The organism is Paenibacillus sp. GD4 (assembly GCF_030846225.1).
Lineage (GTDB): Bacteria > Bacillota > Bacilli > Paenibacillales > NBRC-103111 > Paenibacillus_G > Paenibacillus_G silviterrae.
Map to the genome: position 1 here is coordinate 1791774 of NZ_JAVCYK010000001.1, position 26837 is coordinate 1818610.

Annotated in this window: 15 protein-coding genes; 1 reads left to right on the forward strand and 14 read right to left on the reverse strand. The window is 47.4% G+C overall.

What is annotated here, in order from left to right; all coding sequences use genetic code 11:
- Positions 1 to 7: 7 nt before the first annotated feature.
- The 3 genes from RAC89_RS08430 to RAC89_RS08440 are packed head-to-tail and all read right to left on the reverse strand — an operon-like array spanning position 8 to position 8884.
- Positions 8 to 1111 (reverse strand): SGNH/GDSL hydrolase family protein, encoded by a 1104-nt coding sequence (locus RAC89_RS08430; RefSeq protein WP_306612986.1) that lies wholly within the window; start codon positions 1109 to 1111, stop codon positions 8 to 10.
- On the reverse strand, positions 1108 to 7071 hold the full coding sequence (locus RAC89_RS08435; RefSeq protein WP_306612988.1) for a golvesin C-terminal-like domain-containing protein: 5964 nt from the start codon (positions 7069 to 7071) through the stop codon (positions 1108 to 1110). Before RAC89_RS08435 ends, RAC89_RS08430 begins: the two co-directional genes overlap by 4 nt.
- Positions 7072 to 7099: 28 nt before the next feature.
- Positions 7100 to 8884, reverse strand: coding sequence for a right-handed parallel beta-helix repeat-containing protein (locus RAC89_RS08440; RefSeq protein WP_306612990.1), 1785 nt, complete (start codon positions 8882 to 8884; stop codon positions 7100 to 7102).
- Positions 8885 to 9335: 451 nt separating this feature from the next.
- Between RAC89_RS08440 and RAC89_RS08445 the strand changes: the two genes are divergently transcribed.
- Positions 9336 to 9863 (forward strand): helix-turn-helix domain-containing protein, encoded by a 528-nt coding sequence (locus tag RAC89_RS08445; RefSeq protein WP_306612992.1) that lies wholly within the window; start codon positions 9336 to 9338, stop codon positions 9861 to 9863.
- Between the two features lie 47 nt (positions 9864 to 9910).
- On the opposite strand, the gene RAC89_RS08450 is transcribed toward RAC89_RS08445, so the two are convergent.
- From RAC89_RS08450 to RAC89_RS08500, 11 genes are all read right to left on the reverse strand, one after another.
- Complete coding sequence (locus RAC89_RS08450) at positions 9911 to 10696, reverse strand: adenosylcobinamide amidohydrolase (RefSeq protein WP_306612993.1); 786 nt, start codon at positions 10694 to 10696, stop codon at positions 9911 to 9913.
- 73 nt (positions 10697 to 10769) lie between these two features.
- A complete protein-coding gene (locus tag RAC89_RS08455) occupies positions 10770 to 11126 on the reverse strand; it encodes an MmcQ/YjbR family DNA-binding protein (protein ID WP_306612994.1) in 357 nt (118 codons plus the stop codon).
- A gap of 300 nt (positions 11127 to 11426) precedes the next feature.
- Entirely contained in the window at positions 11427 to 13148 is a 1722-nt protein-coding gene (locus RAC89_RS08460) for a GTP-binding protein (RefSeq protein ID WP_306612995.1), read from the reverse strand.
- A 1-nt stretch (position 13149) separates the two neighbouring features.
- Entirely contained in the window at positions 13150 to 14073 is a 924-nt protein-coding gene (cysD, locus tag RAC89_RS08465; protein WP_306612996.1) for a sulfate adenylyltransferase subunit CysD, read from the reverse strand.
- An 819-nt stretch (positions 14074 to 14892) separates the two neighbouring features.
- Positions 14893 to 16788 carry a hypothetical protein gene (locus RAC89_RS08470; protein WP_306612997.1) on the reverse strand — a complete coding sequence of 632 codons (1896 nt, stop codon included), beginning with the start codon at positions 16786 to 16788 and terminating at the stop codon, positions 14893 to 14895.
- A gap of 150 nt (positions 16789 to 16938) precedes the next feature.
- Complete coding sequence (locus RAC89_RS08475; RefSeq protein WP_306612998.1) at positions 16939 to 18357, reverse strand: 3'-5' exonuclease; 1419 nt, start codon at positions 18355 to 18357, stop codon at positions 16939 to 16941.
- A gap of 12 nt (positions 18358 to 18369) precedes the next feature.
- Positions 18370 to 18579, reverse strand: a complete 210-nt coding sequence (locus RAC89_RS08480; RefSeq protein ID WP_306612999.1) for a hypothetical protein — start codon at positions 18577 to 18579, stop codon at positions 18370 to 18372.
- A gap of 5 nt (positions 18580 to 18584) precedes the next feature.
- Positions 18585 to 21254, reverse strand: coding sequence for a hypothetical protein (locus RAC89_RS08485; RefSeq protein WP_306613000.1), 2670 nt, complete (start codon positions 21252 to 21254; stop codon positions 18585 to 18587).
- 2 nt (positions 21255 to 21256) lie between these two features.
- Positions 21257 to 24634, reverse strand: a complete 3378-nt coding sequence (locus RAC89_RS08490) for a UvrD-helicase domain-containing protein (RefSeq protein WP_306613001.1) — start codon at positions 24632 to 24634, stop codon at positions 21257 to 21259.
- Between the two features lie 439 nt (positions 24635 to 25073).
- Positions 25074 to 25505 carry a very short patch repair endonuclease gene (locus RAC89_RS08495; RefSeq protein ID WP_306613002.1) on the reverse strand — a complete coding sequence of 144 codons (432 nt, stop codon included), beginning with the start codon at positions 25503 to 25505 and terminating at the stop codon, positions 25074 to 25076.
- A 116-nt stretch (positions 25506 to 25621) separates the two neighbouring features.
- The gene (locus RAC89_RS08500) at positions 25622 to 26752 is read right to left on the reverse strand and encodes a DNA cytosine methyltransferase (protein ID WP_306613003.1); all 1131 of its coding nucleotides are present in this window, start codon (positions 26750 to 26752) and stop codon (positions 25622 to 25624) included.
- Positions 26753 to 26837: the final 85 nt, after the last annotated feature.

A 26837-nucleotide genomic window follows, 5' to 3' on the forward strand; every position in this document is an offset into this window, starting at 1 on the left:
CACCGATTCAACGGTTGACTAAAAATTGCACGATTCTTAATTCCAGTGGGGACTCCGGCTCCGCTCCCTCCCCTGCCGTGAGCCGCAGCTCCAGAACATGGTCCCCCGGCTCCAGCTCATCCTCCAGCATGCGAGCCCTGATGCGCGAAAACCCGTCTCGGTACCCGTCGTGAAGCTCCTGCAGCTTCCACGGGCTGCCGTCAATTGAGTAGCGCACCGCTCCCGTATGCTGGTTCGCCAAGTATAACAACCCGACGGCTGTACCTCGGAACGGAAGCCGAAGTCCCGCATCCAGCCCCTGCATATGCAGAATCTCTACAGGTTCCTTGTAATTCCGGTTGACCCCCGTAGCCTCTTCTACGATATGTCGGCAGCTGCCTACGGGATCAGCCTCCCCTATGCCCGCGTACGCGGCTCCTCCGTAATGAAAGGAGTCATAGGGCTCGACAACGGTCCGACACACCCCTTGCAACAAGGATGCTTCCAGCAGCTCCGCCACACGATTCGCATAGATCAGGTGGCCTCCATCGTACGGATGAACCGTATCCCCGGCAAAATCGTCCCACGCCAGCGTGCCGCCATCTATACACCGGGCGATATCCAGGCACAGATTAACGGAAGGCAGACCATAGTGTTCCGCCACTTCCTCCATATGCCGTATGTTGGGCGGCACCTCTCCCTGCCGGTACAGCTCCATACCCTGCCTTGTAGCACCATACACCAGGACAATGCCCGTCTCCGGCTCGGACAGCCTCAGCTTACGCATCATTCCCTCGACAGCTCTTACGGTCTCATCGCGATTACCTGCATCGTTCACGGCGAATTCGATGAAAACCAGATCCGGCGGCTTCGGCAGCAACAGCGGCTCCAAGCGGTATACGCCATAGGTCGAGTTGGTCCCGCTAATTCCGCCGTTAGTGAAGACGCACTCCGCTTCCGGATAGCGCGTCGACAGCCTGGCGGACGTAAGCGCCCGCCAGCTGAACCGTTCATGATCGGAGGAGCTGGCGCCAACCGTGACGGAGCCCCCCAGGTACAGCACCTGGAGGCGTCCCGTCGTTCGGACCCGCTCCTCTGTATATGGCAGCCCGTAGCGCAACATATGGATCATTCCGCTGCCCCTATCAAGCCTAAATCAAGCAGCATCCGATCCGCAAAGGCCGCCTGGACTCCTTTGCCCCGCTGGGCGCGAAGCTCGTTCATCAGCGGCTGTACCCGGTCCTGCTTCGCCAAGAGGCTTCGCAGCAAGCCCTGGCCTTCAATCCAGCCCTGGGCGTAGGCGTAGCTCAGCGCTTCCCCGATGCCCTGGGCCTGCAGCTGCACAGCAAACTCATGACGCTGCACGGCTTCATTGCCCGCCCCGTCGACCGCCCGAACCAGCAGCTCGTGGCTGCCGGAAGCAAGGGAGAACGCCTCAGCTCGGTAAGGCGCCGGGAGCGGCCTGCCGTCCAGCTGGACGCTGCTGTAGACCACACCGCTGACCGTATCGGCGAACGTAATGTTCGCCGTAAAGGCCTGCGCCGGTGAGATCCGCTCAGGAGCGGTCAACGTAATAACCGGCGGAGCCTCATCCTTGACGGTGTGAAGCTCAAAAGAACGGCTGTGCGTATCCAGCATCGTTCCGAGCTTCGATCGGACTTCGTCCGATAAAAGAACCGCATACTTCGTAGCGTAGGCCAGCGGTGCTGCCGGTGTAAGCGTCAAGCGGCGAGTGGCGTCGTCCCATTGCAGCGTCGTCGGTACCACGGTGCCATACACCGCTTCCGTTACCCTCACCGCGGTGGCGGTGAAGGTTTCGGGAGCCATCGGCGCTGTAAACTGCAGCACCAGCGGCTCGGTGACGGATGCGCTCGCAGGGTCGCTCGGCTGCACCAGCTTCGCTTCCACCGGAACCCAGCGGAACTTCACGGCATCCGCCCGCGTATAGATCCGGTCGAGCACTTCCGGCGGCAGCGTCGGTGCCGTGCGCGTCAGCTTCACGTATTCCGCTCCGCTGCCGGTGAACTTGAACTGCCCGAGGCTGACCCAGCCCGAAGGTGCCTCGGTAGCATTGACCGTGCGGGTTTCCGTCCGGTCCCCATACCGCACCTCCACCTGGACGGAAGCATCGTTCCCTGAGGTGTGAACGATTTTGTAGAAGGAGACCTCATATTCTCCGGCATGCAGCACCGGCGTCCATGTGGCTGTAGCGCCTTGTTCTTCAGTGTAGCGGCTTTTGACGGCTTTATTGTAGCCGGTCAAACCGCTGGCGGACCACCTGCCGGTCTCCAGATAGCCCGGCTGCGAGGAGTCCACAATGATCTCCAGCTCCTTCAGCGCAAGGCGGATCGGCTCCGTCACATGCTTCTGTCCGTCCGCCGTAACGACCTCAGCCCATACGTCCAGCTCCGGCACGTCCGGGTTGTACGTCTCCAGCGTCAGCCTTCCGGCCGCATCGATGCGAACCAGCTCCGGATGATACGTATGGTACGTCACCGTCGCCTGCGACAGATCGCCGTCCACTCCCGTTGTTAAGGTGCCTCGCACCTTCAGCTGGGTTGACTCGAACCTGCCTAACGCTTGCTTATCGGCCTCGATGGTGATGCTGCTCCACTCATCGGCTACCGATTCGTGAATCAGCATGATCGCATCGGCAGCCACTTGTGGCTTGCTGCCGGTATTGGCCAGCTCCACGCGTCCGCTCGTGCCTGCTGCGAACTCGTGCGTCCCGAGCAGCTGCCATCGGCCTGTAGAGGCCGATTGATCCACCGTGTACGTCTTGGTCCCGGCCGCGTCGTACACCGTATACTTGGCGTCAGGAGACCACTCCGTCCGCCCGACCGGTACATTGACATACACGCGGTACTTGCCTGCCAGCTGCAGCTCAGGTACCCATGCCACCTTGGCAGCAGGTGCTCCCGGTACGGTATTCGCCACCAAATAATTGTCATAATAATAGCCGTTTGCGGCCGTATTCCGCATCCAAGTGCCGCTGAGCTCCGCTTCGACATTATCTACACGGACTACGCCCGGCTGCTCTTCATATGCAGGCTGTTCCGGCACACTTGTAACTGCATAAGGTAAATACAACGTACGCGCACTAGTGCGCTTGCCGTTCGATTCCACATAATACGTAAAGGTCGTGCTTAGCTCATCCACCCGTATGGACCATTCCATCGGATAGACGGCATCCGGACTGGACTGATACGTTCGTCCGCCGTCCAGCGAATAATGCAGCGTCGCCGGGTCCGTCGTCTTGGCCTGAACATAAGCCTGATAAGAGGATTTATCCGGCTTCACGAGCAGCATTCCCTTCATGGCGTCAATCGGGCTGTGCGTATCGAAGAAGTAGCTCGCGTCCGACGTGTCCTGCTCCGGTGCCGCCTGATGCAGAGGCACCTGGATGTTCATTCCGCCGACGATGACGGCCGTGAGACCTCTCGCCGTTACGGTAACGTTCAGCTCCCCGCCCGTAAGCACCGATGTTTCCGGATTCCCGCCGTCCCGGATGATCGTGACCGGATACGACTTCGCCGGATCGAATCCGATCAACGTTGCGTTCAGCGTCAGCTTGACCTGCTCCTCCGACTTGGCTTCGTTAGCTAAGGAGATAAACAGCTTATCGCCGCTTTCCGCCGTAATCCAGTTGATTTGCGGATTGCTGGACTTCAGAATGCCTTTCGGCATCCAGAGCCATGCATTCGGATGGCCGTAGAAGGTGCCTGGCTTCGCCCCGAACACATGATACTTAAACCACAGGAAGTCCGTTTCAAAAACCGACGGGAACGAGATTTGCCCGTTCGAGCGAGCCATCTGCTCCGTGATGAGATAGTCGATCGTCTGCCCGAGCTGTGCCGGGGCGTGATGGTAATAGATCGACGTTCCCTCCGTCGGACCGAGGATCGGGAAATCCGGATCAAGCTGGCTTGTGATGAAGCCTCTGTAATAATAGCCGGGATAGTTCGAATAACGGCCGACGACGGCGTTGTGCGCAATATCGGCCATCAGCGTATCCCCTGTATACTCCGCCAGCCTCAGCAGGAACGGTGCTTCCTGCGCATTCATGCGGTAGGCCGAATTCGTATTGCCTGCCTCATACGTCAATCCGTTCGGCGACACCATCCAGGCTTCCGCCTGCATCGCAGCCCCCGGCTCATCCTCCGGCAGCTTCGCCCGAGGATACTGGTACTTCCCTTGATCCTCCCAGTTGTTGGCCAAATAATAACGGAACGGAGACGGATCGGGGATCGGGATCGTTCCTTCCGGCACCGGCCTTACGGTAAAAATACTGACATATCTCTGCGCTTCCTTATGGGCGGCGGCAAGGTATTTCGGATCCTTCGTCTCCTCATACAGCTCCAGAATCTCCACCCACAGCTTGCCGTACTGGTAGAAAAAGCTGTTCCGGTCGCCGTTCCTCGTCGTCGGAGTGTCAATCTCCTCCGCGATGTATTTATCCGCGGCCGCCTTCGCCTGCTCAAGGTAAGACGCATCCTTCGTCATCCGGTACATCATCAGCGGCTGAATGACCGGACCCCGGGCATATTGCCCCTCATTGCGCACCTTGAAATCGTCCTGCCCCATACGGTACAGTCCGGCGTTGTACCCTTTCGTCATCTGATAAAAGGTCGACAGCGTCGTCACGTCGAAGGCGACGGACGTCATTTTCCACAGGGAAGGATCTCCGTAAACCGGCTTCTGCTTGGGCGACCAGCCGCGCTCATTGCGGGAGACCCCATGCTCCAGCATCGGCAGCGCCCTTTTATCATAGAGCTCTCCATCGTTCGTCACATAATAGGCACCCATCAGCGTACTGCTCGCCGCGGTTCGGATCGCCTGATCGTTCTCGATGTCGATGAAGCCCTTGGCCCGGCTCCACCAGCCGCTGGCACTCGGCACATAATTGACCGTATCGTCTCCGGCCGGATCGATTTTGAGCAGGTCGATCATATTGAACATCGCATCCGTCAGCGATTGGCCTTTGACGTTCTGGCGATAGGCGCTGTAGCCGTATTCCTCCCGCAGAAGGCTGGTGTAAGCTTCATAGATCGTACCTTCGCCCGCATAAAGGCCGAGCTTGAACCTGTATGGCTGACCGGCCGTCAGCTTCGAATAATTGCCGAGCTGCGGGGCATACAGAATCGGCTGCACCGTATTCTCGTTGTTTACGAGACTGATCCCGACCGGCTGATTGGCCCCTGTACCTGCCGGCTCGAAGCGGAGCGGCAGCTCGGAAGCAGGAATGTACACGCCGTACGTGAGTGGTCCATCCGTGCCCGGCTTCTCCACCAAGCCCATCGGAGCCGTCAGCTCCCAGAGACCGGTCGATTCGACAGTGCCCACCGCTTTAGCCCGGTTGCGTCCCCCGCTCAGCACCTCGGTAACCGTCTCGAGCTTCTCCTCCGTGAAAGACTGATAGCCCACGACATAATCGCCGGTGGTCTTCGGCACGAACTCCAAGGAAATTTGCGGCGTTTGGGACGCCAGTGACCAATTCACTTTAAAGTCAAACTGATCCGCATGCTCCGTATCGGTCAGCTCCACCGTTTGGGCATCCACCTGCCGGATGTGCCCGGGGAGCACCCACGCGGTGTTCATCGTTTCGTAATAGTTCAAGCGGCTGCCCGAAGCTCCGCTAAGCACAACCCATTGCTCCTCCAGACGCTCCGCCTGCCCGTGAACCGGAACCCAAGCTCCGTTCTTTCGGAGGAACAGATCCTTCACGATCGTTTTGCCCCCGTCCCAAGCCGCTTCATAGAAAACGACCCGGTAATCGGCATTCTCGATGGCCGCCTTCTCCGTATAGGTCAGGTTGTTCAGCTGGCGGGTTCTCAAAGCGCCCGGCGGAGGATCCTTGCGGACGATGTCCCCCTCGAACTTGACGGCATCCACACGGGTATAAATGGTCGACCCGCTCGCCGCCGTCCGTGTCACTTGAACATACTCATGGATCGGATCTCCGGCAAAATCATACGTGCCCAGCTCCAGCCAACCGGCACCGGGCTTGGTGAAATCCACATATACCGTATCCGTACGGCCGTTATGCACGATGTCCACCCGGATATTCGGATCCGCCTTATCCGGCCAATCCGGCTTGTAAAGAGAGATGGCCGCTGTGCCCGCTTCAATATTCGGGCGATACAGGACGGAGGAGTTCTGCGTCGTCGTGTATCGGGTGGAGGACTGATTGTAGCCCTTCACCGTCGTCGACCCGGTCCAGCTGCCGCTCTCGGTGTAGCCATAGTCGCCAAAATCAATCACAAAGGCCGTCGTTGCCTGGCGAAGGACTTTGACGACGTAGGACTGCGAAATGCCGTTACTGCCGGTTACGGCGATCGTTACGTTCGTTTCCGCTCCGGTAAGCGGCACGGGACCGAAGGGAACGCCGCTCGCCGCCGTCTGCCCGTTCACTTGAATGACCGCCGACGTTTCCGACGCCGCAGCCGTCAATGTTACCGCTTGCACAGAAGCGGATACTTGCGCCTCATATTGGAATACTGCCGGATCAAAAGCCGGGCTGAGTGCAGCTCCCTGCACCGTTAATCCTGACAAAGCCGCTGTCGGAGCATCCTGCACCCGCTCGAATCGGACTGCATCCGCATGCGTAAACGTTCCGCTAAGCGTTGTAGTGCGGGTCAGCCTCACCAGCTCATTGCCGCTGCCTTCGAAAGCGAACGTCCCGAGCTCCACCCAGCCGGATGTACCCTCCGTTGCGTTGATCGAAGCCGTGTGCACTGCACTGCCGTGCAATACCTCCACCTTCATCTGAGGATCCCCGGTGCTAGGCGTAGGACGCACGACCTTGTAGAAGGATACCCGGTACGTTCCCTTCTGAAGCGACGGCTTCCATGACGCCGTATGCCCGACGCCCCCGGTCACTCTAGTGGTCGTGCCATTGTAGCCCTTCACGCTGCTGGCTCCCCAGGCCGGGGACTCCGAGTAGCCCGTATCCCCATTGTCGAGGATGATCGTTTCCTCCGCCTCCGCAGCTTGAACCGTCGCTTCAGGAAGCCACAGACCTTGCAGCGGCAGCATCCCGACGACCAGCAGCATCGTCAGCCATAACGCCGTTTGTCTTCGTATTCGAACCATCAAGCTGTACATCACACCCCAACCTTTCCTAGTTATGGTTTGCTTCAATAACCAGTCGTTCCTCTACTTTCCATGAGATCGGCCGACCTCCGATAAGAAGCGATGCAGTTTGATTTTCTGTGGTGGTATTCCCTTCAAGCTCCACCGTTCCGCATGCCTTCAGCTCAAGCGCATGTTCCGCCCCGCCATGAGGAGGATAAGTGGCGGATCGCTCGATTCGATTGCCGGTAAAAGCAAGCTGCGCTACCGAATGGCCCTTTACCAAAGGTTTGTCATAGGTTCGGAAGACATTATCCTCGATACGAATCCGTCCGTGATAATAGCCGCCTGCGGACTCCGGATCTTGAATTTCAGGGTCAATGTCGATGACGGCCTTTCCCCAGCTCGGGTAAGCATAGTTGCAATCGAGGAAGGTGTTGCCCCTGATCACGATGCTCTGCGTTCCTCCGGATTCGAACCAGAAGTTCGCGTCTCCCGAAATTTTCACCCCTGCCCCCGGACTGCTGATCGTGTTGCCTTCTAACAGCACCTCCCCGGCGGCCGTAATTAGAAAGCCCCGTGCCCGGTTCCGGCGAACCGTGCACCCTTGAATCACTACCTTGGCCGTCCGGCTTATATTTTCCACCGCATCGCCAGGCTGCAGCGTTTCAGAAAGCTCATCCTTGAACGTCAAGAGCATATAATCCATGTTGATTGGATGAACGGACGTAAGCTCGGCAGCTCCGTAGGTCAGCAGCGATTGACCGCTCACGAAGCCCATCCTCTCCCCAGGTGACGCGATGTTCACCCCTTTTTGCTGACGGTTCATCAGCTGTACGAGCAGCGTATCGGGAGTAACACGGCGGGCGATTCGGCCATAAATCCCGTGCACGTTGCAGGGATCGTCCATCTGATGCTCCAGCAGGCAATCCTTCAGCTCGATGAGGCCCGTGCAATAAACAAAATGCGTCGCATCCGCCATCGTCGTAAAGACCCGCTCCGTGTCTTCCCTTCCGGTTACGTGGAACCGGTTCAGACGGGTATCTCTGCTGTTCTGCGCAATGACTCCCATCCCTAGGGCATGACGGACCGTAACCTCCTCGATGACGGTATCCGTACAGCCGGAGACGACAATAGCCGGATGATCCCTCCGCCCGAATCGGAAGATCAGCTTGTTGCCCAGGATCGGCTTTCTCCTTGTGCGATTGCCGCTGAACCGCAAAACCCCGGGCTCAGGCTCCGTCACTTGAAGCTCCTTGTAATGCCCCCAGCTCCATTGGTCCGCGCTGCCATAAGCCGTCGCCTGTGTGGCCGGGTCGTATTCGATCAGCCCCCATACTTCCCGGCTCCAGCCTTCGCCTTGGAACGACAGCTTTCCATCTGTGAGCTCGTACGCATAGCCCTCGTCTACACGAATCTCGAACCCTTCTTCGAACACTTCGGTAATGGAGCCCTGTGCCATCATCGGCACCTCCCAGTCGATAGAGAAGCCGCTCAGCCGAATATTGCTGGAGTTATCCAGCAGGAAGGGAATGATGAGGCCGTGGAAGACGAACTCCGCCTGAGGCGCCTCAATGGAGAGCTGCTTCATGCCGATCAGGGGAAAAGCTATTTTCCTCCTCCCGTCATTGTCATGATTTGAGATCACCACCTCCTTCTCATAAGCCAGCTCCGGCCAAAAATCATATCGGCCCGGAGCAAACCGGAGCACCGCCGCCTCCATCTCCCTGCACTGCTGCAGCGCACGGAAGACAGCCAATGTCGCATCCTCCCCAGAGTCCGGCCTCGCGCCGTATTGGGTCACTTCTATTACCGCAGGAATCGTTGCTTTCATGTCATGGATCCTCCTCTCTAGTTTCTATTATCAGGAGGGATCGGAAGGAAAACATTACAATATCTGAGGAAATTGTTCGGTATTTCACGAATGTGCGGAATGTGCAAAAAAGCCCTCACCTTTGCGAGAGCGGAAGGAATCATTCCAAAGAGATTCTATTGCCTATGAATTGGGTAATAAGCACTAGTGGTCGGAATCTACAGCCAGACCGCCCTCGTACGTAGCAAGAAGTGGCTGTCGGATTACTTCATTTTCCTGTAACAGGCCTTACAAGCATCCTAAGTACATAACAAAGATGGATTCTTGCCCTTTTTATGGAAATATTTACCTTAACTTTACCAATATTTAATGGTGGCTAACGAGCCACTAGGGGTTTATGGCTTTTTCTTTTTCTAGAATTTTCTTTATAGTAGAAGAATAATGACTCAGCAGAGGAGCATAACACAGAAGTATGCTAAGACGGGTTTGGTTAATACAAATAAGAGAAAACAAGCAGTTGACCCAAAAGCAAGTGGCCGAACGTGCCTTCATCGACCGATCCTATTATGCTCAGATTGAGACAGGGGAGCGTAACCCGAGCCTCGAGGTTTCGAAAGAAATCGCCAGAGCCCTCGGCTTTCACTATTCCATTTTTGAACAAGGAACCAATCCCTTTTACTATGCTTTGAACCAAGCGCCTTTCATTCTCGCTCAATGCGATGTAGATTTGCGATATACTTGGATTTTTAACCCGCATTGCGATTTTCAGACTTACGAGGTCATCGGCAAAACCGATAGAGAAATTCATGACAACCCCGGCACCCAGGCCCTGCAGCAATTAAAACAGGATGTGCTTGAAGCCAAAATTCCTATGAACCGCGTCATCACGTTTCCTCTCTCCAACGGCAATATTTCCTATCAAGTGTTCGCCCACCCTCTATTTGACGATAGCCTTACGCTCGTTGGGGCCGCCACCGCCTCTTCGGAAATCACCAAGTAGAATACGTAGCGGCGAAAAAAAGCAGGGATAGAGGAACGGGGGTTCCTTTATCCCTGCTTTGCTTTCCGATAGGCTTGGTAACGCCGCCCTGCAGTCATGGTGGATTCGTAGACCGTTCTGCCGATGAGATAGCCGACCTCCGTGACCGTTCCGGCATAGCGGTGAAGTGGTCCGCTGCCTAGTGCCGCGACCAGCACGGCATCCGACGTCGTCCCTGTTGCGTGAAGCTTCCCCTCGACCCGCTCGTCCAACGCCTGCAGCGCCGCCGCTTTCGCCTCCGTCGCTGTCATCACGGCGTTCACCATGGCTGCATCCGTCATGATGCCGCGCACCAGCACGATCGTGTTGATCGTGCCCGGATACAACTGCGGGCTCGGCAGCGCCAGCCCCGCCCGTGCCTTGTTGCTGAGGCCGACCGTCACGATGCCGGTCACCCGCGCTTCGCCGTAGGCCGCGCTCTCCACCGCCGCTTCCGCAACCTGCGCAGCCGTCATCAGGCAGGCCGTCTCCCGCGGCTCCAGCCGCTGCGCCTGGAGGAACGCCTCCATCTCCGCGATGGGGTCGTTGCAGTTGTACGTCAGGTCCACCTGCCTGTTAAGTAAGTATTTGTGGTAGCCTAGGCCGCCGCCCCAAGGGGATGAATTCAACGTCCGTGCAGGCTTGTCCAGCTCCACGAGAAGATATGGGTTGCCTGTGTCTGGCACGAGCCATGCTTGGACGCCGTCTAGTTGCGTTGGAAGCGGCACGCGGTTGGGATATGCTTTGCTTTGCATTTCGGGGGCTCCTTCGCTGTTTTCCGTTGGTTTCCTCCACTGAAGTCGGATAAAACCCATTATGCCATGTGCGGCTTATTTACGCCAAGTTGTATGACATACCAAAAGACTGCCCTGCACTTCCGTACCAACGCTAGTCTGTTCTCTTACCTCCACTTTCAAGTATCTGCTTCACAAGCCTTTTCGGCGCGGCCCGCAGATACGCTTCCTTGATCAGACTAGCCATCTCGTCCCAATCGGCAGCTGCCGCTGCATCAAGCGAAACCCATCCGTGATGTCCGATATACGGCGTTTTGACATAGCCGCCCTTTTGGAGTAGCAAATATTGATGTTCTTTATCCGACTTGAAGGATAGTCCCGGAGGGCCTTCATTTTCTCCCATGATGACGAAGGATTTTCCCTTTACTTTGAAGACATTATGACCGAAGCCATCGACCAGCTCTTCTACCTCCGGCCATGAGCCGCAGATGGTTCTTACCCGGTCCAACATGTTTATACCTTGTTGAGATTTCAATAAAGTGTCCGCCTTTCTTATGATTGGAATACCATTTTATTAATAAACAATTTTACACTATATCGATTCCTATTTCATTGTAATGATTTCGGACGTATGCCTCTCATTTTTTGGCGGAGCCCATGTCGCGGAAATAAGAAAATATCCCTACATCACTTTTTACGCTGATGTAGGGATACTATTTGACAATTTCGTTGCGTCGATTGGTTTAAGCATGTGTCCGGGAGACTTTCACTTCTTGCTCGACTGGGCTACCAAACACGGGTTATGTTCGCATTAGAAATTAAGGAATTGTCCATGACTACTCTCATTGATTAAATATTTGATAATTCGCTTCACTACATAATCTGCAGCTTCTTCGATTGTAAACTTGCTTGTGTCGATTTCAATTTCCGAGTTCCCGGGTCCGTTGCCTGCAGGTCCGTTTACATAAACCTCAATGTATTCTTTCCCAATGATGTCTTGCGCGATTTCCCGGTCATTATCGTACGGGGAATCATTCGCTACCAATGCAATAAGTCCTGCATCGTTCATCCATTTGGCCAGTTCCATCAATCGCCGCGGCGATTCTCCTTGGCCATTCGTGAGCAGCATGGTATGGTAGCCTGACGATACCAAACGCTTTTCGACCTCTTTGGCAATGCTGGATTTATCCGAAGATGAACCGGTGAACCAAAGGGTGAATGGATTCTGTCCTTTTAGCTGGGCACGTACATCTCTGGTGACTTCTGCATCCAGCCGTACCAATTTATCGGAGCTTTGGAGTGCCTGGTCAATGACCCCGCAAGCGGATGTCATATTGGTTACGCGATCAATCAGAATAAATCCGCCAATGCTTTTATTTTGTTCAAAGGAATCGAAAACAATGTCATCCGATAAAGAAAATTCACATTTCGCCAACTCATTTTTAACCACATGATCTGCTGAAACCGTTTTTCCGGTATTAATATCGATTTTATGAGTAATGGCCGTCACAGTACCCGGCAGGATTTTCGTTCCTACTTTGACCAAATAATTTTTACCCGGTGTCAGTACGGAATCATCCATCCAAAGAATCGTTGCACTGAAGCTGTCCGCCTCGTGGATTTGATCGTCTTTCGTAAATACGCAGCCCCGCGAAACGTCGACTTCTCGGTCCAATTGTATCGTTACAGGTTGTCCTGCATAAGCTATATCCCGATCTTGGTCCGTCACTAAGATACGTTTCACTTTTGCTTTTTCATGGCTAGGCAGCGTCGTCAGCTCATCGCCGACCGCGATACTTCCAGCCTCAATCTGGCCTTGGAAGCCGCGGAACGTATGGTCAGGCCGGCATACACGCTGAATGGGCATCATGAATTGTTTCGTATTGTCGGTTTGATGAACATCCACATTTTCTAAATACGACAACAACGGAAGGCCCTTATACCAAGGCGTATTGTCTGATTTTTTCGTAATATTATCCCCTTCTGTAGCAGAAACGGGAATCACCTGTATGCTTTGAAAGTTAAATTCAGCGGTCGTAAGGGAAAAAGCTTCCTTGATCTCATCAAATATTTTTTGATCGAAGCCCACTAAATCCATTTTGTTCACAGCTAAAACAAGATGTTTAATTCCCATAAGTGCGCAAATCCGGGTATGTCGCTTGGTTTGGGTAATGACACCCTTCTTAGCGTCCACAAGAATGACCGCAAGGTCTGCAAAGGATGCGCCCACCGCCATGTTACGTGTATATTCTTCATGTCCCGGCGTGTCCGCTACGATAAAAGAGCGGTGATCCGTCGTAAAATACCGGTACGCCACATCAATCGTGATCCCTTGCTCACGCTCGGCCAGCAAGCCGTCAAGAAGCAACGAGTAGTCAATTTTTCCGCCGCGGCTGCCAAGTCTGCTGTCCAGCTCCAATGCTTTTTCCTGGTCAGCGAACAACAGCTTTGCATCATAAAGCATATGTCCGATTAAGGTGGATTTACCGTCGTCTACACTTCCGCATGTAATAAATTTAAGCAGACTCTTCATCTTAGAAATAGCCCTCCCGTTTCCGTCTTTCCATACTTCCGGCCGCTTCCTGGTCAATTACCCGAGTTGTCCGTTCGGATGAAACCGCACCAAGCGTTTCTTCGATAATGGCATCCAGCGTATCTGCCTCCGACTCGGCACCGCCGGTAAGCGGATAGCAGCCTAGTGTGCGGAACCGCATCTTCTTCATCTCAATCTTCTCATGGGGTTCGAGCTTCAGCCGGTCATCATCCACCATGATGAGATGCCCATCGCGTTCGAGGACGGGTCTTTCCTTCGCAAAATAGAGAGGCACAATATCAATGTTTTCTCTTCGAATGTATTGCCATATATCTTTTTCCGTCCAATTGGATATAGGGAAGACGCGCATGCTTTCGCCTTTATTGATTCTTGTGTTGAAAAGCTTCCACATTTCCGGCCGTTGGTTTTTCGGATCCCAAGCATGATTTTTATTCCGGAATGAAAAAATCCGCTCTTTCGCACGCGACTTCTCCTCGTCCCGTCTTCCGCCGCCAAACGCAGCCGTAAATCCGTATTTGTCCAATCCCTGCTTTAACGCTTGGGTTTTCATAATATCGGTGTACGCTGCACCATGGTCAAACGGATTAATCCCTTGCTCAATACCTTCCTGGTTCGAGTGAACAATCATTTCGATCCCAAATTCTTTCGCTTTGCGATCGCGGAATTCGATCATTTCTTTAAATTTCCACGTTGTATCTATGTGCATGAAAGGAAATGGCGGTTTCTCAGGATAAAAAGCCTTCAACGCCAAATGCAGCATCACGGAGCTGTCCTTACCGATCGAATACAACATCACGGGCTTTTCACACTCCGCCGCTACTTCTCGTATAATATAGATCGCTTCAGCCTCAAGTTGATCCAGATGTGTCATTTCATCTATGGAATCAAGCGTTAATTTCTCCATGGAAAGGTCCTCCCTTTTAATCCTCACTAAATCTATCGGTATTACATCATATTCTAACAGATTGTGGCTTTTATGCAAAGTGGAAGAATGTAAATTCTTTATATTTCTATACTTTTCATTGAATAATGTAGTAATTTTTTAGAGAAGTGATCCGAAAAGGACTGACATAAAGAGAGGGAGTGAATGGGAAAGGCTTTGGGGTGGGGTAAGCCTGGGTAGAACGTTGGAATATGGAGGGTTTTCAGGAGCCGCGGGGACTCTTCAAGGGGATAAAAAAGCCGAGCGACCAGGAAATTAAGCCTGAGTAACGCTCGGATTGGGATAAAGATCGGGAAGAGAAGTGGGATGGTTTATCTGCTCTTACTCCGGCTCTCGATAGGGAATAGCAGGAGTTTATTTGATTTTGGAAAGAAATTGTTTGTTATAACATTCCGCATAAGCACTTACCGGTCCCACATGTACCGTATGCGGGAACATGTGGGGGTTGGCTGGGGTCTGTGTTAGTTGGATAAAACCCTTGATATATAAGGGTTTTATCCATGGCATATTGTTCTATTTGTTTGATGTTTATATGTTGTTGACGATGTTTGTCAACAAGTCGTCAACAATTTCATACTTTTATACCAATTCAAATCACTACATATTAATTTTTTTACTAAGACCGTTCTGCTTCCGCCAATTTCTATGGGATCTTCCTTATCTCAATCCAATACTCCCATTATAAAGATTATTGGCTAGCCCTCAACAGGGCAAAAAGTATGTTGGGCAGCTCAGCTTTTATCCGAAAAAATATTCAAATTCTGATTTTCAATCAACACACTAAATGAAAGAAAATGGTTTAATTATACGAAACATAATTTGGTCCTCAAGTATCTGATATGTCGGTTCCTCAATACTAATAAACCCATGAAATTGGTTATTCAAAAACATTGCCAATTCTTTACCATCGCTCCAATCTACCATTCTTCGTTTATAACTATTTTTACGTTTTCTATACTCCCACACGGGGATCTTTTTACTTTTAATAATAGTTTTTAATGTCATAAAATCAATTATTGGATAAAATCCATCTTTATGTTCATATTTTTGAAGTTCTTTATAACCATTAAAAAAATGGTGATTTACAAGAATAAAAGGAAAGATTTCTTTTTCATTAATAGAAATGCCCGTTCTATTTTCTAACATCTCTAAAAAGTCTGGGGAGTTTAATAGTTGCATTCTTATATTCAACTGTTCTTGTGCATCTATAAGTTTGTCTTGTAAAAAAAAATTTGCCTCTATTAAATTTGATGGTTTAATAGATGCTTTTGCTTCAAATAAAAATAAATATTGATCTATTAAAAATAGGCCATCAATCTCGGGAATATTTTTCCTTTCGTTTCTATCAATCCTAAAGAAGGGTATGTTTTCTTTGCAAAAAAAATCCTCAATCATTCGTTCAAATGTTATTCCTTTTTCTATTTTGATAGTTTTTTTAATTCCATCTTCGGATAATATCTTGTCTATTATACTTGGAATTTCAACGTGTTCTATCCAGGAAGGTACAACGATATAAACATTATCTTTCCTAATCAAAGGTTTGTAGTTTATTAAGTGGGTCGGACTATTTGATTCTATTTCATAAGAAATTAAATGAAGCAAACTACGCCATTCTCTTGGAATATTTAATTTATTAATTAACTGATTCTCGCCAAAAATAGATGAATGATGTGCATTATTTTTAAGCGTATGTGCGAATACATTAAGACTTGAGATACAATTCGCTAAATCCTTAATACTCCACTGCTTATTATCGTACATGAAACTCGTTTCTTCATTACCATATATCAATTGAAGTAAATCTAATGACTTTTGTTTATAACGGGCCGTATCATACGCACCAGTATGATCCCCATTAATATACAACAAATTTCCCCTATATGTATTATATTCTGTTACTACTCCACTATCATATAAATATTTATCAATCTCTTGCGATTCAAAATCTTCATAAAACCATGAATTATTTAAATCCCTATATAACTCCATAAAAGGCCAATATAGTGGCAGATGGTTCGCTAAATAACACTTGTCAAATAATACACCAGTTGGACCATTTACATTTTCGAATACTTCGGGGCTGTAGTGCTCCGCACACATGCTAATAAGAAAATAAAGAATAATATTCTTATAAGTAATTATTCTATATATTTCGGAAACTAATTCGGAGGATGTATTTTGTTCAAGTGGTAAATTATTATCATTCATAAATTGAATTACTTCTGAAAAACAATCTAAAATATGATTATACTGAGATATAGTTATCGCCTTCGGTCCCTTACTCCCGTCAGGGCTAGTGGATCTCTGTGCCATTTCCTCCAATTTCCCCAAATATTCGCACAAGCTTAACACACTAACTTTGGCCTCTTTTTCAAGTAAAGCTGTTAAAGCAAGATCATAGGACGATTTCTTATTAACAAGATGAGTGATAAAAATCCAATCTTGTTTTATCACATGAGGAATAAAGTCAGCATTAAGTAATCTATCCCCAATATATCTAATATCATATAAATCGAGTCCCATTATGAAACCGCTATGTAAAAAAAGCTTGTGAAAATCAATACTATTAGTTTCGTATTTATCTAAAATATATAAAAGCAAGCTCTCCTTATGATCCTGTAACTTATTTAATTTTTTTTTGAGTTCTTTTAACTCTTTTGGTGAAATAGGCAGCATAACTTCTCCTGTCTTGCTTGTTAAAAATCAACCGAAAATTCCTATAACAATCATTATTTAATAGAAATGATAACAACAGCCCCGAGAACCGGGGCCTAGCGAGTAATTTTGCTTCAACAGCGAAACATCAGTCATATTTTCATTTCTTATTTAAGCCTTTACCATGTTAAAAAGGGATGCATCAAATTCCTTAGCAAATGTAGATTGAGCACCTGAACACACCATGTAAAGCTGTTTTTTCGCACGTGTTAATGAAACATACAGAAGCCTTCTCTCAACGGCTATGTGCTCTTCAATCTCCTGTGTGTCTTCTTCAATAAATGGAACAATACCGTCGTTGAACCTGGCAATAATGACTGCGTCAAATTCCAGTCCTTTTGCAGAGTGAAACGTAGTAAGTTTAATTCCAGGGGCATGACAATTCCCTTTGTCCTTTTGTATAATCTCAGGCTTTAAACCGTACTCTTCTAAGCTATATTTAATATCGCGGATGTCTGACCAAAACCTGCATAGTATACCCACAGTGTATTCTGGATTAGCCTTATAAATAGAAGATGCCAACCTATTAATGACCCTTTTCTCCTCCAGCTCGCCCGAACATACAAGCATCTGCGGAGTTGCTCCCTCAATGTCGGGATAGACGGGTTCAACATAGTCTTCATCTCTATTACGACATACAGGATCATGCTTCTGGAGACTATGTGCTAGCGAGATTATTTGTTTCGTAGATCGGAAGGTATTCTGAAGTATCTTGGTTCTACCCCCAAGAATATTGATCCCCACATCTTTCCACGCAAAAGAGGTCTTGTATATTTTTTGTCCCTTATCCGCGGCAATAAACAAACTCTTACGGGCAGCTATTCTAAGGAGATTAAGTTGTGTTTGCTGTAGATCCTGAGCCTCATCAATAAATATATGATCGTATTGACCGCTAAGGGGAAAGTTACCAAGATCGTTAAGAATCATTAATGCAAAATCATCATAATCGTTTTTCCTAGCAGCCCGTAAGAGCTGCTGATACATCACATAGACTTCAAAAATAGCAGCCTTGTCTATCTCCAATACACGAACCTTCCCACCTCGGCCAGTACGCGGGGAATTTAAATATTCAGGCAAGGTTGTCATTCCCTTGCCTTTAATCCAGCTGATTTCGTCCTCCATAAACTCGAGGTATTTCCTCATATCCAGCAAACGATTCTGTTTTCCTTGAGCCACAGCTGCCGCCGCTTGTATGATTAAATGTTGTTTTTCCCTATCATCAACAGGCGATACACGGACTCTCATTGTACGGAGCTGCTGAAACGCCCAACTATGAAAGGTAAACACCTTAATTCGATTCGGGCTTATCATTTTAGCCAGCATTTCTGCATAGCTCGCTAAAGTTGTATTATAAGTAAATACAGCAATGGTACTTCCATGCTCTTCTTCTACGATTTTTTTTGCCTTTCGAAGTAATACTGTTGTTTTTCCGCTGCCGGCGATCCCTTTAATAAGCAGATGATCCCCCCGGTAATCAAGCACTTCTTGTTGTTTGGGTGTCAACGGATGTTCAAACAAAGCTGACAACATTGTAGTTCCTCCTTACAATTCATCCTCTTCATCACTTTCCCCAAAAATGGCGTCAATGGCAGAGGGAATTTTAAGATCTGTTTGATGTTTTAGTGTCTCTTGTTGGGCTCTATGGACTGCGAGATCCGCGGACTGGAAAACCTGCTGTGCTCTTTCTGTTGATACAGTCTGTGTCCAGAGAGCAGCAGTTTTTACCCATAGCTCAAAGTTTATCCTTACCATAATCTCTACTCCCTCATATGGTCATCAATCGGGTAGTAGCCGTCTCTGCAAACGGCTAGATGCGGACAATACCTGCAAGCCGTTGAAGGTTTTGATGCGAGCAATGGATGGGAGTCTTCTAACAAAGACTGAACAAAGTTTTCCCTTGCATTATCAGCATCAAATAACTGGTAAGCCTGAATAAATGATTCATAACCCTGACGCCGTGAGTTGATGAGAAATTGAAACTTTCTGCGATTTTTCGTGTAGAGCCTGCCGTCAATAAGCTCTTGATCATCTTCATACTTTCCTTTATTTAAACCATTCTCTATAATTTCTTGTCGGCGTATCTCCTCCCATTGAGGGAATAGAATACGCATTTCTTCTAATATCTGTTGCTTAGTTGCTGATCTTGACAAAACTGTAGCTAGATTCGACAAAAGAAACTGATGATGAAAGTCGCTGTCATAATCTGCGTACTCTTCGGCGACAAAACTGTAAAAAAATCTTCGGGGGCAGAAAGTGTGCTCTGCTGCCGCGTCCAGCGGATACAGTGCCACTTCTTGAACAATTTCCTCCCTAGGTTTAGAAGGCGCTATGGTGTGCTTTGGTTTCTCCTGAAATATACGTGCATTAGCAGAGCGTTTTTCGGTCCTATCGCTTAGCAAAGTTAAGTAGGGAGACTTTTCAATTTTAGTTTTGTCTTCCCATGTCCGCATCCATGAGAACGTTAGCCGGTTTGAGAATGCAAGAACCTGATAGAACAAATAACGTGAAATTTCCGGTGCCATTTGATCACGTAAAACCAGCATCTGAATCGATGGAAAATCCGTCATCGTTTCTAGTGAATTTTTGGTAAACGGCCAAGGCATCGATGAAACTCGGAATGGCAGCGAGTACTCATCCACACAGGCAATATGCATTTCGTAATTGGGTTCCACCGATTGCAGCAAAACAGCACCGTCCACGTCTTCAAACCTTTTAATGAGCTTATCCTCTTCGTCAGGGTCACCACGAAAATTTCCACCTAAGAACAAAGACAGCGCATAAGCAAGATCTTGAATTAGGAATTGTTCCTCAAGCTCATCCGTATCGCTCAAGCGATCCTTTAGAGTTTGGATAATTTTACGTTCGGTTCCTTTCAGCTGGCTGATATCCATGCCTTCAAGCAGGATTCGTTCGATTTTGGCAAAGTGGTCTGCTAGCGAAATTCGCTCATCAGCTTCAGAATCAAACAGGAATTCAGAGACTTCCATTAATCTTTCAATAAATTGAAGGACTATTTTCGCCTCGTGCTCAGTTACATTAAAAAATGAGAACCTGGAAAAAGGGCTCTCCATCATTTTATGGAATCTCTGATTAATTCCACCGCTTTCTTCTTGTTTAAATGACGCAGCGGCTTCGAATTTTAACAACTTCAAATGTTCAATTCGTTTTCGCCAAGAAGGTAAATCGCTGCACCCGTTGAAATAGGGCAGCAGGTCCTTTAAGACTCGGGTATAATTTCTGCTGTCATGATCACCGACCCTGAGCCATCCAGAAGAGAAACACTCGAAAAGACTCTTATCATTTAAAATCAGCTGATTATTATTTTCATCCCACATGCGGTGAAGATGGAATAAAAACTGTCCAACCGGGTAGGAAAGAAAATGCCTGTCTTGAATATATTTTTCAGGAAAATATTCTTTTAGCCGCTCGTTTAGCGGTGATTCATTAGGCGAATAGTAATGTACGTCTGGACATAGCTTTCCATCTACTCCCGTCAATTCTGCAAGCATGCCATAAAAATCATCGTATTGCCTAATAGAGGGGATCCCCTCCGCGGATATCAAATTTCCTTCAAAAAAAGAGGCAAAACGATCTGACAACCCATTGGAAGTGACATTTTCTGAACTGCTATTGAACAAATGTTGATAATCAACCCACCCATATTCTCCGCTGATAAATGCTTCTACGGCTTTAAACGTTTGACGGTATCGTACATCGTAGAGATTAAGAAATGTAAGGGTCATACCTGCCTTTTCCAATAAGGTAAATATTCTGTGCTGAATCGGTGTAATAAAGTAAAATCCGTGGAGGATGATTTCTCCCAATCGAGATTTATGTAATATTTTATCAATTCGTTCTGAAGTGTTAGGATCGTCCTTTGCCAGAGCTTTGGCGGCACTCTTTAATGACTGATGTAACCGTTCCAAAATCCTGGCTGGTTCTTTGTCCATTCTTGAAAATATGTCCCGAAGGCGCTTAAAGCTTGAATTTTCTTTTTCCATTTCAGTCCACAGCTGCAAAAAGAGTGTCTCTTCGGGAGTACGTGCGCGTATATCCTCCGGTTTCATCCCAATTTCGGTAAAAATCCGCATCGACTGCAGTACTTCAGCCTGATTACGACGAAAGGACGTATAGTAGTATTTCCTTAAATCATTCCGCTCCTGACGCTCAGTATTCCTAATCACCTCAGAGAGCTGTGCAAACTGTTTAACCTTAGTTCTCGCAGATGACCAGCTGCCCAAAATATGAGAGATAAGAAGCCCCGCACCTAATAATGGGGAATTTAGAGTGGTATTTCCCTTCTTCGGCTGGTACTTAGCTTTCATACCATCAGTCAAAGACCTAGTGGCGCAAAGATGAAGGACTTCACTGTGTTTTTTTAGTTCCGGATGCTCATGGAGGTTAAGCGGGTTGGTATACGTTATCATGTTTACAGGCATCCGTGTTCCCTCAATTCTTTATAGGGCATAATTTTAGCCCAGTTTGAGTTTTCTTTTGGATATAAAGGATAGTTATTCTGAATAATCCAAAGACGTTGTTCGCACCTTGTCAATGCAACATATAAAAGACGGGCCTCTTCCTTATTTACTTCTTCTACTTCGTTCTTGCTCATGCTATCGTATTCGTTTGATTGATAAATAATTTTTCTACCTGACGCGATTGCCCAAGACGCCTGTACAGGCCCGCTGTCTTCTCGTTGAAAGAGCAATTCGTGCGATGTAAATCGATAAGGCCGTTCCGTACAAGGTATGATGACTGTGTGATATTCAAGTCCCTTAGACTTATGTACGGTCACAATCTGTATGCGGCGAGAAGCGGGGTCTTCATTTGAATCCCCTTCAGCTTCTTCATCCAATTCTGGTTCATCTTCTTCAATATTCGTTGCCTGGTTTATAAGCAACCACTCATGCAATGAGTACAATGTAATGAAATCAGTATTAAAATGTTGATGTATAAGTTCTAAGAGATGATTTAAGTTTTTTTCATACTGTAAAGTTCTCAACCGAGCTTCATTCTCAATATTTTGGTTCTTGTCGTTCATCCTAAGCAACGCAGCAGTTTGGCTATAATACCCGTCAAACACGTCGGTTTCATTAATTATTTTCCGAAGGACAGATAACACCGGCTCCGTTCGAAGTTTTTCTCTATATTCATGCCACTTTGGATGCGGCAAGTGATTGTCCTGATCAAGAAACTGAATCATACTGTTCATGTTACCATGGAAAGATAATAATAACGGCCAGTTGATCTCTATACCTGAATAAGGAGATTGAAGGACATTAACCCTAGCTTTGGGTTGATTAGGAAAAAGAAGTGCTTCAACAAGATAAATGAAGTCTTTTACAGCAGTGGATCTAAAGAATGTTCCTCCGATCTTGAGTTCTGTATAGATCCCCTCCGGCTCACACCATTCTTTCAACATACGTGCTTGCGCATTAGTCCGAACCAGAACTGCAATTCTGTGTGTGTGCCCTTCTTTATCCTGCTTTAGTGTATCTCGTGCAGCGCGGATCATTTCAATAGTTAGTTCTTTAATTTTGGAACTGTCCTTCCGCTCTTTTACAACTATAGCCTTAAATGAGTGATCTAGTGTTTGCATTCCGACCAAACGGTCGTCGTTGTCATACGACAGCCATTTCTTTCTACCCCAATTGGAAAAACTTCGATCCAATTCTTCCAATATTGCAGCCGAAGTCCGGTAGTTTTTCTTCAATGGAAAGAATTGTAGTTTCTCCCCTTGTTTCTTTAGTACTTTATTAAGCTGCTCAAACGCAGTATCTGTGGCCCCCCTGAACCGGTAAATACTCTGCTTAATATCACCCACAGCAAAAAGTTTCGCTTGATAGGCATTCTGAATGGCCGCAGCAAGACGGATTTGAGCATCGTCAGTGTCCTGGAATTCATCTATAAACAAATATTTAATTGTTCTTGATATGTTTTGGAAAGAAGCGCCTTGCTTGCTGATCAGATCGATTTGACGGGTAATGTCACTGATGGATACTGCATTTGACCGCTGTTTTTCTTCCTGAAATATTTTTTCGCATTTTGTGAATACTTCTTCAAAAACTTCATGGAAAGCTTTATTATTACCCTCGGCTCCCCCCCATTCGATATCCTTAATATCGTCAAGGGTATACCCTTTCTTTTCTAGCTCATCCCAATATTTCTCAATTATCCCCACCAGTTCATACAACCTGATGCTTTTAAACTTCCCTGCAAAAGATCTTTTCTCCAGCCATTTCTCTAAGCTTTTGTTTAAGTAAGCTTCGATAATGCGCCGGCGCTCCATCGTAAAGGAACGAATTTGCACTGTGCTTCCGTATCCGAGCACCGAACCTAATTCCTGCAGAATGGTTTTTGCGAATGAATGAATTGTCTTCACACGCAAAAAGGGAAGCTGTTCAATATATTGAAGATATCGGACATTCTGAGTAATGTAGAACCGTTTATAGCATTCCTCGCGCAGTTTACGAAGCATAACTTGAGACGCGTCTCGAGTAAAGGTAATCATTGCAATATCATCCAGTTCTGCTGCCCCTGTTTGCAGCAGATACATAATGCGCTGCACCATTACCGTCGTTTTTCCGGTGCCGGCTCCGGCCCGCACAGCAACATGAATATGCGGATCAGCATGTTCTATCACGAATTGCTCAACATTAAATCTGGGTGCTGCAGAAGAAAGTTTTTTTTCATCTTCTACTGTCAGTTTACCATCGATCACCGAGAATCCTATGGATACTGTGTTCGGGTTATCCATACGATACAGCTGCAAAAAGTTATTTTTCCGATGCTGGGTCAGCTTCTCATTGTTCCAAAGCAGCGGAACCTCATCATCAAAGAATAGTATATGTTTAATGCCGCTTCGCAACCCCGATTCTATTACATGTACATCGGCAGATGTAAGCTCGGATGCTTTGCACACCGCAAGTACAGAATACACCGCTTGCTTTTGCAAAATAGAAAAAGACGACTGCTTTTCATTCATCTCTTCTGCCTCTTGGTCCCGGTTACTTTGTTGATCTATGACGGCTTTATACGAAACGGGTACGTAATAATTTGATATTTTTGACAGAGATCCTTGAGCGATAAATAGCTTCGCCCCTGAAGCATATTCAAATACACGATAAAGGTAGTAGTTAGCGTCATTAATTTCGGAAAAAGAAAGCTCATTTTGTGAAAAATAAAAGGGAAGAAACATACCCCCATTTGTAGTCTTCACTTCAATATATCGGATGGAACCATCTGTTTCAAAAGATTGAATATCGAATCCAGCACCGTCTCCAACTACTTTTGACGTCCAGATAATTCTTTTGGCTAAATCTAGTCTTCCCGCCGTAGTAAGTCTCTCCCTTTCAAAAGCTAAGACAAACTCTTCGCCTCTTTCACCAAGTTTTTTATTCTGTTTATCTCGTTCGGCGAAATCTATTGTATGTAATCGGAAAACCTTTTCTTTTCGATCAGGCAGCTCTTTCAGCTGCGTTAGGAGCGGTTCCTTTACCTCGAGTTCAGGTGCACGGTCTAAATATGAGTACAGGGTAGATAATGTGGATGAATGCCTCATAAAATATTGTTCAAGCTCATCTACAAACTCTTTAGAATACTTAACGTTTGCTTCGAAAGCAGAGAGGTATGGCAGCCCTAAATCCCTTAGAACCGCACTAATATTCTTATACAGCTTTTTGGTTGCCTCTGTAAGATTTTTATTAGTAAGTTCTTCTTTAATATCTTCATCCAAAAGCTGCGAGAGCAAGCCCCGAAAATACTCTGAGATATGACGCGTCTTTTGATTTTCTCGCTCCTGATTCATGTGTGTCTCCTTAGCGCATCAATAGTAAAAGAGTTTAATTGATTACCGTATAACTATAGAAGAATGATATGACCTATATTCTAGGAAAATACAGAACATTGCTCTGCCGTTTCCGATTAATCCATGTGACTTAATATCGATTTTACTCGAATTTTGTAGGTTGCGATAGATATTAGGCTTAGAAATTTTGAGGAGAAATTGTTATGATGATGAGGTTTACTAAAATGAGGGAGCAAAGAAGTTTGAAGACGACCGTAATAGAAAATAATATAGTTATCATGTTCGGTTTCCCGAATTAAGGCTTACAGGTATTGCTGCTCCACCTTAACAACGGGACAAGAATACCGACCTCATGCTTCTCTCTATTGGCATGATGATAAACTTCTATTTACTTGCCGGTAAAAGATCCGCACTAATCATACAATTAACGAACTCATTTTCAGTCTTTTCTTTGTTTTGCCGCTTTATGTTCTTCTATAGTCTTAACAATAGAATCTACTACATCGTCCAAGCTTTTCTTTGCCTCATGCTCCCAGAATCGCATTACCCTCCACCCCATCTCACGATACAGATCATTAATTTCCTGGTCCCGTCTTCTATTCCGATCTATTTTGGGCACCCAATAATCTGCGTTAGTTTTAGGAACGGTATAATGTTCGGGGCATCCATGAAAGAAGCAGGAGTCCAAAAAGACCACAAGCTTATATTTTTTAATAGACAAGTCCGGTTTCCCTGGGAGACTCTTTACGTTTTTTCTAAAACGCACACCTCGTTTCCAAAGCGCCTTTGAGATCCGCTCTTCCAACTTCGTTCCCGTAGAACGGATATTCTGCATATTCTTTCTTCGGTCTTCCGGTGTTAGATTATCCATTTATTTGCAGCCCCCCGAACCAAATCCAATATTTATAATAAAAGGATGGACAAATCTGTGGAAGTTCAATCCTAAATAAAAAGCGTCCCTGGACGTATTCAGGGACGCACGAAAGCTTACAAAAGAACAAGCTCTTCCATATTAGGTTTTTGAAGCATTTCATCTATATTCCATTTAGAAGGAATATGATCATAGTCTATTCCAGCATAAGTTTTTAAAACAGCCTCGAGAATGATTTTAGCGCCCTTTGGCGGAACCGCCATCCCAACCTGCTGACGCACCTTCTCTTTTGTCCCCTTGAACACAAAATCGTCAGGGAATGTTTGCAAACGTGCACGCTCTCTGTTAGATAGAGCTCTTGGTTCTTCCCAGTGGTACATATGAGTCCCCCCGCCGCCGCTTCCCGTAACAGTATACGAGGGCGAATTACGGTCAAGCCGGCGATAGATCTGGCTCATTCTGGCTCCTTTTACTTTCAATCGCAACTCTTCCGGAATCCCTTCGTACCAAGCATTCTGTCCTTCAGGGATATGTTTCAGGAACTCAACAACACGAGGCTTATGAACCGGAATATAATGATTAGGTGCATCTGCCACTAAGGGGTCCTTCATCAGCGCATCAAATGCTGTCTCATAAGGAAACTCTCTTCCAGGTCCATGTGTAGGAGCAGGGACTTTGAATTCCTTATTTAAATCTTTACGTATTCCCACAATTAGGATCCGCTGCCTAGACTGAGGCACACCATAATCAGCAAAATTATATAGATGCGGCGTCAATCTGTAACCGCCAAACTCACCGGCCTCAGACATTTCAGTAAGTATTTTAATAAATGCCTTTCCGTCGTTCGCACTCTGCAGACCGCCAACATTTTCCGCAATAAACCACTTTGGGTTATGGTGATTCAGCACTTGAATGCCGTAGGAATACAGGGGACCAAAAGTACCGTCAAACCCCTTTTTCTCGCCAACCAGACTAAAGTCATTACAAGGAAACCCATATATAAATGCGTCGATCTTATCAAGTTCATTAATCTTTAGAGAGCGTACATCACCCCGGTGCACCGTATCAGGACGATCAGGACAAATATTGTGAATATATGTATCACACGCACTATCACAATAGTCATTTGACCATGTATGCTCTATAGTAAATTCTTCGTTAGTCACCGGATGTTTAACCTTTGCATGTTTTGCACCCCAGGCAAAACCGCCGGGACCATTGAAAAGCTCACCCTTTTTAAAAATCATGGTGTTTCTCCCCTCTTGCCTGTGATATTACTCTTCTATTATAACATCTTTACTAGATTTCCACCAGCTTTTGCGAACAATTGTT